Origin of the sequence: uncultured Alsobacter sp. (genome assembly GCF_945952055.1) — a bacterium.
GTDB lineage: Bacteria > Pseudomonadota > Alphaproteobacteria > Rhizobiales > Beijerinckiaceae > Alsobacter.
Genome location: NZ_CAMFHB010000004.1, coordinates 53464 through 65160, shown reverse-complemented (window position 1 = coordinate 65160; position 11697 = coordinate 53464). Strand labels below are relative to the sequence as shown.

Genomic DNA, 11697 nt, shown 5'->3' with positions numbered 1-11697 from the left:
TGCACCGGTGAAACTTGCCGATGGTTTAAGCCGTTGGCCTCTTTCGCGGTTGTATTGAGCCAGAAGATTCGCGTCCTGATCGGCATTGCTTGCACGCGCGTGCACATTCATTCACACTCGCTGCCCATGAACAAGGCGAAGACGAGATGACCGACCTCGGGCGCGACGCCCCAGCATCGCGAACGGTTGACCGGGGCGCCTCCGCCTATGTCAGCGCGCGCGAGGTGGCCGCGCGCGCCGGCGTGTCCCGGTCGGCGGTGTCGCGAACCTTCACGCCCGGCGCCAGCGTCGCGGAGGACACCCGTCGCCGCGTGCTGGTGGCGGCCGAGGAGCTCGGCTACCACGTCAACAAGCTGGCCCGGGGCCTCAGCCTCCAGCAGAGCGGCATCGTCTGCGTCGTCGTCTCCGACATCATGTCGCCCCAGATGTCGCGCCTCCTCGGCATCCTCACGCGCCGCCTGCAGCAGGCGGGCCGGGTGGCCATGGTGCTCAGCCTCAGCGGTCCGGACGACGACGCGCGCCTGGTGCTCCAGCGCGCCGCCCAGTACCGGGCCGAGGCGACGATCGTCCTGTCGGGCACGCCGTCCCGGTCGATCGTACGATCCTGTCTCGAATCGGGACAGCGCTTGATCCTGATAAGCCGCGACGATCCCGAGACGGGACCGGACCGGATCCGCCTGGACAACGCCGGGGCGGCGCGGGCCGCGCTGCTCGCCTTCGTGCGCGGCGGCTGCCGGCACCTCGCCGTGGTCACCACCGAGAAGCAGACGCTGAGCCTGGCGGAGCGGTCCGCCGGCTTCATCGAGGCGGCGCGGGCCGTCGGCATCGAGCCCCGCATCGTCAGCCGCGGCGTCAGCACGTCCTACGAGAACGGGCGGCTCGCCGGCACCGAGCTGTTCACCGGCGAGCGCCGGCCCGACGCGGTCTTCTGCGTCAACGACGTCACCGCGCTGGGCGTGCTCGACGCGGCGCGCCACGATTTCGGCCTGCGGGTCCCCGAAGACCTGTCCGTTATGGGTTTCGACAACATTCCCGAGGCAGACTGGCTGTCCTACCGCCTGACCACCTTCGACCAGCCGGTCGAGGACATCGCCGCGGCCGTGGTCCAGCTCGTCGAGGAGGGCCGGGATCCCGGCGGCGACCCAGTCAGCCTGTCCTTCACGCCGACGCTGGTCTGGCGTTCGTCCGTGAGGTGCTGAAGCCATGGGCTCCCCCGACGCCAAGAAGTCACGCCAGGTCGCCGCGCTCCCCTACCGCTTCGAGGAGGGGGAACTGCGGGTGCTGCTCGTCACCTCCCGCGAGACGCAGCGCTGGATCATCCCGAAGGGCTGGCCGATGAAGGGCAAGAAGCCCCACCGCGCCGCCGAGCGGGAGGCGCTGGAGGAAGCGGGCGTCAAAGGCCGCATCGACCGCCGCGCCATCGGTCACTACGAGGCGTGGAAGCGGCTCACCGACCACTTCATCCTGTGCAACGTGAAGGTTTATCCCCTCGAGGTTCGCGAGCAGCGCAAGAAGTGGCGCGAGCAGGGCGAGCGCAGGGCGGTGTGGTTCAAGGCCGTCGATGCCGCCGACCTGGTGGACGAGCCCGGCCTGAGGACCATCATCCGCGCTTTCGCCCAGGGCGCGGCGCAGGTTCTGGGCGGACGCTATCCCGCGGTCGCCGGGTCGGCGGGCACGCCGCACGCTCGGGAGCTGGCGCCATGACCGCCTCGCGTCACGCCATGTCCCGCGGGGAGGCCTGAGGGCATGGCCACGGACACCGCCACCTACCTCCTGCTGCGCCTCGCCTTCGAGGTCGCGCTGCTGCTGTGGTCGATCCACCTTCTGTCGAGCAGCGTGCAGCGGGCCTTCGGCACGCGCCTGCGCCACGCCATCGCCATCGGCGTGCGCGGGCGGCTCAGCGCGTTCCTGGCCGGGCTCGCGGTGACCGGGCTGCTGCAGAGCAGCACCGCGACGGCCCTCATGGTGACCTCGCTCGGCACCGCCACCATGCTCGACCTGGTGCCGGGTCTCGCCGTGATGCTCGGCGCCAATGTCGGCACCACGCTGATCGTGCAGATCGTCTCCTTCGACATCGGCTGGGTCTATCCGATCCTGTTCATCGCCGGGTTCACGGCCCAGCGCCGGGCCGGCGAGCGCTCGTCGCTGCGCGACGCCGGCGGCGCCCTGATGGGGCTCGCGCTGATGCTCATGGCGCTCCACATGCTGGTGGAGACGCTGCATCCGCTGGAGGCGTCGCAGGCGACCCGCGACGTGCTGCGGGCCATCACGCCCGATCCCATTCTGAACATGCTGCTGGCGGCCCTTCTGGCCTGGGCGGCCCACTCCAGCGTCGCGGCCATGCTGTTCGTGATGTCGCTGGCCAGCACCGGCATCGTCACCCCGGAGGCGGCGCTGGCCATGGTGCTCGGCGCCAACCTCGGCAGCGCCGTCAACCCGGTGACGGCGGCGATGGGCAAGGATCCCTCGCGCCTGCGCATCCCCGTCGGCAATCTCGTCTTCCGGGCCATCGGCTGCGTCATCGCGCTGCCGCTGATCCCGATGGCGGCGAAGGGCCTCGCGGCCCTGGGCGAGCCGCCCGGCCGCATGGCGGCCGACTTCCACATGATCTTCAACGTGGGCACGGCGCTGCTCTTCATCGGCCTCCTGCCGGTCGCCGCGAAGATCCTGATGCGCCTTCTGCCCGATCCGCCGCGCCCGACCGATCCCGGCGAGCCGCAATATCTCGACCCGTCGGCGCTCGCGACCCCGTCGGTGGCGCTGTCGAACGCGGCGCGGGAGATTCTGCGCATGGTCGACGTGGTCGACGCCATGTTGCGGGGCTCGCAGGACGCCTTCCAGCACGACGACCGGGAGCGCATCGTGCAGGTCAGCGCGATGGACAACATCCTCGACCGGCTCTACCGGGCCATCCAGCGCTATCTCGGCGCCATGGGCCCGGACGCGCTCTCGGATGAGGACGCCCAGCGCGCCTCCGAAATCCTGCAGATCGCTATCAACCTCGAGCACATCGGCGACATCGCCGACAAGAACCTCATGAAGCTCGCGGCCAAGCGCCTCGACAACCGCTACACCCTGCCGCCCGAGGCGATGCACGACATCGAGGAGATGCACGGCCGCCTGCTGGACCACCTCCAGCTCGCCGTGACCGTGTTCATGGTGCAGGACGTGCAGGCGGCCCGGCGGCTGGTGACGGAGAAGGAGCACTTCCGCGAGATCGAGCGGTCGGCGACCGAGCGGCACTTCGCCACCATGCGCCGCAACAACGCCAACGCCATTGCCGAAAGCGCGCTGCACCTGGACATCACGCGCGACCTCAAGCGCATCGACGCCCACATCGCGGCCACCGTCTACGGGACGTTGGAGAAGATCGGCGTGCTGCGCGCCAGCAGGCTCAGGCCATGACGGCGCGTGCCGCGTCAGTCCGGGCGGTCGGCCCGGCGCAGCTTGCCGGCCTTCTTCAGGAGGCGCTCGCGCTTGAGCCGCGACAGGCGCGCCAGCCAGAACACGCCGTCGAGCTGGTCGATCTCGTGCTGCAGGGTGGCCGCCAGGAAGCCGTCCGCCTCGTCCTCGCGCCACTCGCCCTCGGCGGTCAGGTAGCCGACGCGCACCCGCGCCGGCCGCGTCACCTCCTCGCTCAGGCCGGGCAGCGAGACGCTGCCCTCGGTGTGCGCGGCCGTCTCCTGCGAGGCCCACAGGACCTCCGGATTGACGTAGACGCTCGCCGGACGGGAGAGATCGAGCCGGATCATCGTCACGCGCAGCGGCACGCCGATGTGCACGGCGGTCAGGCCGACGGCGGGCGCCGCGATCATGGTGTCGCCGATGTCGCGCACCAGCCCGGCCAGGGTTTCGTCGAACCGCTCCACCGGCGCGGCCGGTCGGTTCAGGCGCTCATCGGGATAGAAGACGATCGGTCGGGCGGGCACGGCGAGGACTCGTGTGGCGCTGGAGCGGTCGACGCTGCCTCAATCCCACCCGCTTCGCAATCGTCGCGCGCCCTGCCGGGCCCGCGCTCAACCACCAACGGCTTCGGCCGCCGGAGCCACTCATGACTGCCTCGCTCAACGCCCGCCTCGTTGCCGCCAGCGCCATCGCCCGCGAAGCCGGGCAGGTGATGCGGACGAAGTTCAAGGGCCGCAAACCCGGCGACTTCGCCTTCAAGGGCCACCAGGACTTCATCACGGAGGCCGACGGCGAGGTGGAGCGCCTCGTCGCCCTGCGTCTCCAGGAGCAGTTCCCGGAGGACGGCCTGATCGGCGAGGAAGGGGCCAGCCGCGACGGCGCGCGCATCTGGGTGGTCGACCCGATCGACGGGACCTCGAACTTCGCCCGCGGCATCGGTCACTTCTGCATCTCGATCGCCCAGGTCGAGGACGGGGAGATCAAGGTCGGCGTCATCTACGACCCGATGCGCGACGAGCTGTTCGCCGCCGCGAAGGGCGAGGGGGCCACGCTCAATGGGGCGCCGATGGCGGTGTCCGGCCTCGACAATCCGCGCCAGGCTTCCGTCGAGTGCGGCTGGAGCATGCGCCGGCCCATCGCCGACTACCTGTCCGTCGTCACGCGGGTCACCGCGCTCGGCGCCGGCCTCTACCGCTGCGGATCGGGTGCGCTCGGCATGGCCTATGTGGCGGCGGGCCGCATCGACGGCTACTGCGAACTGCACATCAATGCCTGGGACGTGCTGGCCGGCATCCTGCTGGTCGAGGAGGCCGGTGGCCGCTGCAGCCCGTTCCTGGCGGGGGAGGGCCTGCGCAAGGGCAATCCCATCCTGGCCGCGACCCCGGCGCTCTATCCGGCGCTGACCGAGGCCTCTGGCATCGACCTGCCCTCGACCTCCGGTTGACCGGGCTGCGGCGATGCTGTCAAATCCTTTTGAAATCAAGCAACTGGGGAGGAGTAAGACATGACGATGACGACATTCACGCGCCGCTTGGCGCTGCTGGGGACGGTGTTCGGAGCCGCGCTGGCGGCCAGCACCGGAGCCCAGGCGCAGGGCCAGCTCACCGTCTACTGCGGCGTGCAGGAAGACTGGTGCCGCCCGATGGTCGATGCCTTCGAAAAGGCGACCGGCGTCAAGGTCTCGATGATCCGCAAGAGCTCGGGCGAGATTTACGCCCAGGTGAAGGCCGAGGCGTCCAACCCGCGCGGCGACGTGTGGTGGGGCGGCACGGGCGACCCCCACATGCAGGCCGCCGAGGAGAACCTCACCGAGGAGTACAAGTCTCCCAAGCTGCCCGAGCTGAACGAGTGGGCCGTGCGCCAGTGGGAGCAGTCCAAGGGCCGCGCCGTCGGCATCTATTCGGGCGCCCTCGGCTTTGCCTACAACACCAAGCTGCTGGCCGAGAAAAAGATCGACGACCCCAAGTGTTGGGCCGACCTTCTCAACCCGAAGTTGAAGGATGAGGTCCAGGTCGCCGACCCGAATTCGTCGGGCACCGCCTACACCATGCTGGCCACGCTCGTGCAGATCATGGGCGAGGACAAGGCCTTCGACTACATGAAGAAGCTGCACGCGAACGTGAACCAGTACACGAAGTCGGGCGCGGCGCCGGCCAAGGCCACCAGCCTCGGCGAGACGACCGTCGGCATCGCCTTCCTGCACGACCACGTCACCATGATCGTCGAAGGCGCGCCCATGAAGGCGGTCGCGCCGTGCGAGGGCACCGGCTACGAGATCGGCTCGATGTCGATCATCAAGGGCGCCAAGAACCTCGACAACGCCAAGAAGTGGTACGACTGGGCGCTCTCGCCCGAAGCGCAGAAGCTCGGCGCAGCGGCGAAGTCCTACCAGGTGCCGTCCAACAAGGCGACGCCGATCCCGCCGCAGGCTCCCAAGCTCTCCGACATCAAGCTCATCAACTACGACTTCGCCAAGTACGGGTCGTCCGACGAGCGCAAGCGCCTGCTGACCAAGTGGGACAAAGAGGTCAAGGCGCAGCCGAAGTAAGGCTCGCCGTCGGCGAACGGAGATCGGGCGGCGTCCTGGGGGGCGCCGTCCTTTTCGAGGCGGGGACGCAGGCCGGGCGATGAGCCCGGCGACCAGCGGGGGCTTGGATGCGCGCGCGGCAAGAGAGTCGGACCGGGGCACTGGCCCTGGCCGTGTTGGCCTGTGCCGCCTTTGCGGTGCTGCCCTGGTACTGGCTGGATTTCTCGGACACGTCCCACTGGGGCGAGTATCCGGTGGGCCCGGCCGGCAGCGCGCTCGCGCTCGGTCTCACGGGCAAGGTGTGGCTCCTGCCGTTCGTTCTGCCGTTGGGGCTCGCCGTCGCGGGCGGCATGCTGCCGCTCGGCGCCCCGGGGCGGGCCGACCGCCTCGTCTGGGCGGGCGGAGGAGGGCTGGCCTACGGGCTGGTCCAGGGCTTCGCGCTCGGCCTGAAGGGGTGGAACGCGGCCTGGCTCGCGTCCCTGGCCGGCGGTCCCGGACCCGCCCAGGCCGGGTTCGGCCTCGGCGCCGCCATAGTGCTCGCCGTCTTCCTGCTGCTTCTGTGCCGCGGCCTCGCCGAGCGGGGCTGGTGCCGGGGCGACGCCTTCGTCGTGTCCTCCGTGGGCGTGGTCATCGCGCTCGTCGGGCTTTTCGTCTTCTTCCCGGTCGGCAAGATCCTGGCCAGCGCCGTCCAGGACAATGCCGGCAACTTCGCGCCGGCCCAGTTCCTCGAGAAGTTCCTCGACGAGTCCATCTGGGGGCTCGCCTGCGTCACCGGCAACCTGCGCTGCGGCGTGGCCTGGAACACCCTGCTGCTAGGCGTCCTCGTCGGGGCCGGCAGCACGGCGCTCGGGCTCGCCTTCGCGCTGCTCGCCACCCGTGGTACCGTCCACGGCAAGAAGTCCCTCAAGATCCTCTCCGTCCTGCCCATCATCACGCCTCCCTTCGTGATCGGCCTGGCGCTGATCCTGCTCTTCGGGCGGTCGGGCGTGGTCTCGGCCGGGCTGTCGGAGTGGTTCGGCATCCCGCGCTCGCGCTGGATCTACGGCCTCCCGGGCGTGCTGATCGCCCAGCTCCTGGCCTTTACGCCCATCGCGTATCTGGTGCTCGTCGGCGTCGTGCAGGGCATCAGCCCGTCGCTGGAGGAGGCCTCGCAGACGCTGCGGGCCAGCCGCTGGACCACCTTCCGCACCGTGACGCTGCCGCTCCTGCGGCCGGGCCTCGCCAACGCCTTCCTGCTGGGCTTCGTCGAGAGCCTCGCCGACTTCGGCAACCCGCTCGTGCTCGGCGGCAACTTCGAGGTGCTGTCGACCAAGATCTTCTTCGCCGTCGTGGGGGCGGCGACCGACCAGGGCCGCGCGACCGTGCTGTCCATCGTCCTGCTGATCTTCACGCTGGGCGCCTTCTGGGTGCAACAGGCCTGGCTCGGCCGGCGGACCTACACCACCGTCACGGGCAAGGGCGACAGCGGCGTGCCGCCGCCTTTGCCCAAGGGCGTGGCCATCGCCTGCTGGGGCGTGGCGCTGCCGTGGGCGCTCTTCACGGTCGTGATCTACGCGCTGATCCTCGTCGGCGGCTTCGTGCAGGCCCTGGGGCGCGACTACACCCCGACGCTGAACCACTACGTCACCGCGTTCCGCATCGACACGTCGGACGGCGGGTTCCGCTTCGCGGGCAGCGCCTGGAACTCGTTCTTCGCCACCGTCGAAGTGGCCGCCATGGCGGCACCGCTCACCGCGGCGATCGGCCTGCTGACCGGCTGGCTGCTGACGCGCCAGACCTTCTCCGGCAAGCGCGCCTTCGAGTTCGGCACGCTCCTCAGCTTCGCGATCCCCGGCACCGTCGTGGGCGTGAGCTACATCCTGGCGTTCAACGTCCCGCCGATCGAGATCACCGGCACGGGGCTGATCCTCGTGATCTGCTTCGTGTTCCGCAACATGCCGGTGGGCGTGCGCTCGGGCATCGCCACGCTCAGCCAGATCGACAAGTCGCTCGACGAGGCTTCGCTCACGCTGGGGGCGCGGTCGGCCACCACCCTGCGCCTCGTGCTCATGCCACTCCTGAAACCCGCGATCCTGGCGGCGCTGGTCTACGCCTTCGTGCGGGCCATGACGGCGGTGAGCGCGGTGATCTTCCTGGTGACCGCCCAGTACAACATGGCCACGACCTACATCGTGGGCCGCGTGGAGGCCGGCGAGTTCGGCCTGGCGATCGCCTACGCCTCCGTGCTGATCGTGATCATGCTGGCGGCGATCCTGTTCATCGAATTCATTGTGGGCGAGCGTCGGCTCGGCCGCCGCGGCGCGGCGGGCGTGCCGGTCGCGGCCGGCGGCTGAGGCCGGGGGAGGGGTACACCATGGGCAAGGCACCGGCATCGGTCGAGTTCCGCAACGTCAGCAAGCGCTACGGGGCGGTGACAGCGGTCGACAACGTCAATTTCACCATCGAGCCGGGCACGCTGCTGACGCTGCTGGGACCCTCGGGCTGCGGCAAGACGACCACGCTGCGCCTGATCGCGGGCCTGGAGATGGCCAGCGAAGGCTCGATCACCATCGGCGGCCGCGACGTCACGCTGCTGTCGGCGGCCGACCGCGACGTGAGCATGGTCTTCCAGTCCTACGCCCTGTTCCCGCACATGAACGTGCTCGACAACGTCGCCTACGGGCCGACGGTGCAGGGGCTGCCCAAGGCCAAGGCCCACGAGATGGCCATGGAGAAGCTCCGGCTCGTCGGCCTGGCGGGCCTCGAGAAGCGCGCGCCCTCCGAACTCTCGGGCGGCCAGCAGCAGCGCGTCGCCGTGGCCCGCGCGCTCGTGCTCGAGCCGCAGGTGCTGCTCTTCGACGAGCCGCTGTCGAACCTCGACGCCAAGCTTCGCCGCCGCGTCCGCGAGGAGATCCGCGAGCTGCAGCTCGGGTTGAACCTCACCGTGGCCTACGTCACCCACGACCAGGAGGAGGCGCTGGCCGTCTCCGACCGCATCATCGTGATGTCGAACGCCCGGATCGCCCAGAGCGGGACCCCGCGCGAACTCTACGAGCAGCCGGCGAGCCTCTTCGTGGCGGACTTCATCGGCGATGCCAACATCGTCGACGCGACGATCACCGCCCTGCACGGCGAGCGTGCGCAGGTGCAACTGGGCCCGGTGCAGCTCGACCTGCCGCACCGTGGCGCCGGCATGGGAGCCGTCAAGCTCGCCATCCGGCCGGATGCGCTGCAACTGGGCGACGCCCCCGGCGGTCTCGCGGGAACGGTCGCCAAGGCGGCCTATCTCGGCCGCCAGTGGGAGTACACGATCACGACGGCGGTGGGCGACCTCTTCGTGGTCGACCGCGGCCGGGCCGCCGCGCGGATGCTGGGCTCGCCGGTCCAGGTCGCCCTGGAGCAGGCCGGCATGGTGGTGCTGCGTCTCGAGTGACCCTCAGCGCCAGCGCAGGCAGCGCCGCTCCACCGCGGCGAGGACCAGCGTCGAGGCGATGCCGATCACGCCGAGCAGGATCAGCCCGGCGAACAGGTCGGCCGACCGGAACGAGCGGGCCGCGAGCAGGATCGCCTGGCCGAGCCCCTGCTGCGCGGCCAGCATCTCGCCCGTCACCGAGAGGATGAGCGCCACCGTCATCGACAGGCGCATGCCGGTGAGGATGTCGGCGAGCGCGTTGGGCAGCCCGATCTTCCACACGAACGCGGCATTCGACATGTGCAGCGCGCTCGCCACGTCGCGCAGCCGCGGATCGATGGTGGCGAAGCCGTGCACCGTGGAGAGCAGCGTCGGCCACAGCGAGCCGAAGGCGACGACGCCGAGCACCATCCCCGGCGAAAGCCCCGCGAAGGCGATCGCCACCGGGATCACGGCGGAGGCGGGCAGGGCCCGCATGAAGGCGAGGCTCGGCCCGAGATAGCGGCGGGCCGTCGCCGACAGGCCGACCAGGCTGCCGAGGGCCACGCCGGCGAGGCTCGCCAGGAGCCAGCCGCCCAGCATGCGCAGGACCGTCTGGGCCGTCTGGCCCGCGAGGTCGCCGACCGTCCAGCCGCGCACCAGCGCCGCCCAGGCCAGCGCGGGAGCGGGCAGGAAGGTCCGCGGCACGAGGGCCAGGGCGGTGACGCTCCACCAGGCGGCCAGGAGCACCGCGAGCCCCGCGAGGCCGAACGGAACGGCGGCGAGGCCGTGGCGGTCGCGGGTCGTCATGCGGCCACCGAGGTGTCGACGTCGCTGCGGTGGGCGAACAGTCGCCGCTCCATGGCGAGCAGGGCGCGGTTTGCGGTGTAGCCGATCACGCCGATCCACAGCAGCACGGCCCACATCAGCGCCGGCTGCAGGCTCTCCTGCGCCCGCATGAGGCCGTTGCCCAGCCCTTGCGGATTGGCGGTGATCTCGCAGGTGACGGCCACGACCAGGGCGATGCCGGAGGCCAGCCGCAGTGCCGTGGCGAGCCGCGGAGCGGCCGCCGGCAGGACGATCTTCGAAAGGGTGGAGAGCGGTCCGAAGCCCAGCATGCGCGACACGTCGATGAGCCGCGGCTCGACCGCCAGGACGGCGCTGTGGGACAGGATGAGCACGGGCCAGAACGTCGCGAAGGCGACGACGAAGATCTCCATCCGGTATCCGAAGCCGAAGATCAGCAAGGCGAGCGGGAGGAGGGCGATGGAGGGAATGGCGCGCAGCATCTCGACCACGTAGCGGGCGGTCATGTCGGCGCGCCGCGTGAGCGCGAGCACCGAGCCCGCGGCGAGCCCCAGGCCTCCGCCCACGGCCAGCCCCGCGAGCGTGGCGGCCAGGGTCTCGACCGTCATCGCGACGATGCTGCCGTCGGCGAGCCCGGCCGCGAGACGCCAAAAGGCCTGCGAGGGCGGGGCGATGGTGTCGCTCACGCGTCCGGTCGCGGCGAACCACAGTTCGAAGGCGAGCAGGGCCGCGGCGGGAACCGCGAGGGCCGGCCCCAGGGAGCGCAGCGCGAGGCTCATGCGGCGTGGCCCGCGAAGTGCCCGAAGAGCTCGCGGCGCAGGGCCAGGAAGCGCGGATCCTCGCGCGTGCCGAGCTGGTTGCGGGGCCGCGGCAGGTCCACCGCCGCCGTCTGCTCGATCCGCCCGGGGTGCGACCCCAGGAGCACCACCCGATCTCCCAGATAGAGAGCCTCCTCGAGGTCGTGCGTGATGAAGACCACCGTCAGGCCGGTCTCGGCCGCGATCCGCAGCACCTCGTCCTGCAGGCCCTGGCGAGTCAGCGCGTCCAGCGCGCCGAACGGCTCGTCCATGAGCAGGACCCATCCGCCCTGGGCCAGGGCGCGCGCGATCTGCAGGCGCTGCTGCATGCCGCCGGAGAGCTGGGAGGGATACTTGTCGGCGTGACGGGCCAGCCCGACCTTGGCGAGCAGCGCCGCGACCCGGTCCGCCCGCTCGGCGCGCGGCGTACCGACGGATTCGAGCGCCAGGGCCACGTTTCCGGCCGCCGTTCGCCAGGGCAGCAGCGCGCGGCCATAGTCCTGGAAGACGATGGCGACCTTCCGGGACGGGCCGGCGACCGGCTCGCCGCCCACGAGGATCCGGCCCTGGGTGGGACGCGACAAACCCGCGATGAGGCGCAGCAGCGTGGTCTTGCCGCTGCCGGAGGCGCCGACGACGACGAGGAACTCGCCGGGCCGCACGTCGAGGGAGATGCCCTCCAGGATGCGCAGCCCGCCGAGCACGATGCCCACGTCGTCCAGCGTGATCGCCGACGTCATGCCGCGGCCTTCCGTCCGCGCGGGGGGAGGCTCACGCTGGATGGCGAGAAC

General features: G+C 70.7%; 11 protein-coding genes. 7 read left to right on the top strand and 4 right to left on the bottom strand.

The window, feature by feature from the left end; translation table 11 throughout:
* Positions 1 to 146 precede the first annotated feature (146 nt).
* Genes Q0Q47_RS04415 through Q0Q47_RS04405 form a run of 3 tightly spaced genes read left to right on the top strand, consistent with a single transcriptional unit; the run spans position 147 to position 3405 of the window.
* Complete coding sequence (locus Q0Q47_RS04415; RefSeq protein WP_293854954.1) at positions 147 to 1199, top strand: LacI family DNA-binding transcriptional regulator; 1053 nt, start codon at positions 147 to 149, stop codon at positions 1197 to 1199.
* Between the two features lie 4 nt (positions 1200 to 1203).
* Positions 1204 to 1704 (top strand): NUDIX hydrolase, encoded by a 501-nt coding sequence (locus Q0Q47_RS04410; protein WP_293854951.1) that lies wholly within the window; start codon positions 1204 to 1206, stop codon positions 1702 to 1704.
* 42 nt (positions 1705 to 1746) lie between these two features.
* On the top strand, positions 1747 to 3405 hold the full coding sequence (locus tag Q0Q47_RS04405) for a Na/Pi cotransporter family protein (RefSeq protein ID WP_293854948.1): 1659 nt from the start codon (positions 1747 to 1749) through the stop codon (positions 3403 to 3405).
* 14 nt (positions 3406 to 3419) lie between these two features.
* Here the strand turns inward: Q0Q47_RS04405 and Q0Q47_RS04400 are convergent, their stop codons facing one another.
* Positions 3420 to 3929: a peptide deformylase gene (locus Q0Q47_RS04400; RefSeq protein ID WP_293854945.1), complete on the bottom strand. Its 510-nt coding sequence runs from the start codon at positions 3927 to 3929 to the stop codon at positions 3420 to 3422.
* Positions 3930 to 4051: 122 nt separating this feature from the next.
* On the opposite strand from Q0Q47_RS04400, the gene Q0Q47_RS04395 reads away from it, so the two are divergent.
* The 4 genes from Q0Q47_RS04395 (at position 4052) to Q0Q47_RS04380 (ending at position 9344) form a co-directional block, all read left to right on the top strand.
* On the top strand, positions 4052 to 4849 hold the full coding sequence (locus Q0Q47_RS04395; RefSeq protein ID WP_293854943.1) for an inositol monophosphatase family protein: 798 nt from the start codon (positions 4052 to 4054) through the stop codon (positions 4847 to 4849).
* 66 nt (positions 4850 to 4915) lie between these two features.
* Positions 4916 to 5953: an ABC transporter substrate-binding protein gene (locus Q0Q47_RS04390; protein WP_293855388.1), complete on the top strand. Its 1038-nt coding sequence runs from the start codon at positions 4916 to 4918 to the stop codon at positions 5951 to 5953.
* A gap of 107 nt (positions 5954 to 6060) precedes the next feature.
* Positions 6061 to 8265: an iron ABC transporter permease gene (locus Q0Q47_RS04385; RefSeq protein ID WP_293854940.1), complete on the top strand. Its 2205-nt coding sequence runs from the start codon at positions 6061 to 6063 to the stop codon at positions 8263 to 8265.
* Positions 8266 to 8285: 20 nt separating this feature from the next.
* Entirely contained in the window at positions 8286 to 9344 is a 1059-nt protein-coding gene (locus tag Q0Q47_RS04380; RefSeq protein WP_293854937.1) for an ABC transporter ATP-binding protein, read from the top strand.
* 3 nt (positions 9345 to 9347) lie between these two features.
* On the opposite strand, the gene Q0Q47_RS04375 is transcribed toward Q0Q47_RS04380, so the two are convergent.
* The 3 genes from Q0Q47_RS04375 to Q0Q47_RS04365 are packed head-to-tail and all read right to left on the bottom strand — an operon-like array spanning position 9348 to position 11646.
* Complete coding sequence (locus Q0Q47_RS04375; protein WP_293854934.1) at positions 9348 to 10112, bottom strand: ABC transporter permease; 765 nt, start codon at positions 10110 to 10112, stop codon at positions 9348 to 9350.
* The gene (locus Q0Q47_RS04370; protein WP_293854931.1) at positions 10109 to 10888 is read right to left on the bottom strand and encodes an ABC transporter permease; all 780 of its coding nucleotides are present in this window, start codon (positions 10886 to 10888) and stop codon (positions 10109 to 10111) included. Before Q0Q47_RS04370 ends, Q0Q47_RS04375 begins: the two co-directional genes overlap by 4 nt.
* Positions 10885 to 11646 (bottom strand): ABC transporter ATP-binding protein, encoded by a 762-nt coding sequence (locus tag Q0Q47_RS04365; RefSeq protein ID WP_293854929.1) that lies wholly within the window; start codon positions 11644 to 11646, stop codon positions 10885 to 10887. The genes Q0Q47_RS04370 and Q0Q47_RS04365 overlap by 4 nt, the downstream gene beginning before the upstream one ends.
* Positions 11647 to 11697 lie beyond the last annotated feature (51 nt).

Coding starts and splice junctions, on each gene's coding strand:
- Q0Q47_RS04385 (WP_293854940.1), top strand. CDS start 6,061: ATGCGCGCGCGGCAAGAGAGTCGGACCGGGGCACTGGCCCTGGCCGTG.
- Q0Q47_RS04370 (WP_293854931.1), bottom strand. CDS start 10,888: ATGAGCCTCGCGCTGCGCTCCCTGGGGCCGGCCCTCGCGGTTCCCGCC.
- Q0Q47_RS04390 (WP_293855388.1), top strand. CDS start 4,916: ATGACGACATTCACGCGCCGCTTGGCGCTGCTGGGGACGGTGTTCGGA.
- Q0Q47_RS04380 (WP_293854937.1), top strand. CDS start 8,286: ATGGGCAAGGCACCGGCATCGGTCGAGTTCCGCAACGTCAGCAAGCGC.
- Q0Q47_RS04375 (WP_293854934.1), bottom strand. CDS start 10,112: ATGACGACCCGCGACCGCCACGGCCTCGCCGCCGTTCCGTTCGGCCTC.
- Q0Q47_RS04395 (WP_293854943.1), top strand. CDS start 4,052: ATGACTGCCTCGCTCAACGCCCGCCTCGTTGCCGCCAGCGCCATCGCC.
- Q0Q47_RS04405 (WP_293854948.1), top strand. CDS start 1,747: ATGGCCACGGACACCGCCACCTACCTCCTGCTGCGCCTCGCCTTCGAG.
- Q0Q47_RS04410 (WP_293854951.1), top strand. CDS start 1,204: ATGGGCTCCCCCGACGCCAAGAAGTCACGCCAGGTCGCCGCGCTCCCC.
- Q0Q47_RS04415 (WP_293854954.1), top strand. CDS start 147: ATGACCGACCTCGGGCGCGACGCCCCAGCATCGCGAACGGTTGACCGG.
- Q0Q47_RS04365 (WP_293854929.1), bottom strand. CDS start 11,646: ATGACGTCGGCGATCACGCTGGACGACGTGGGCATCGTGCTCGGCGGG.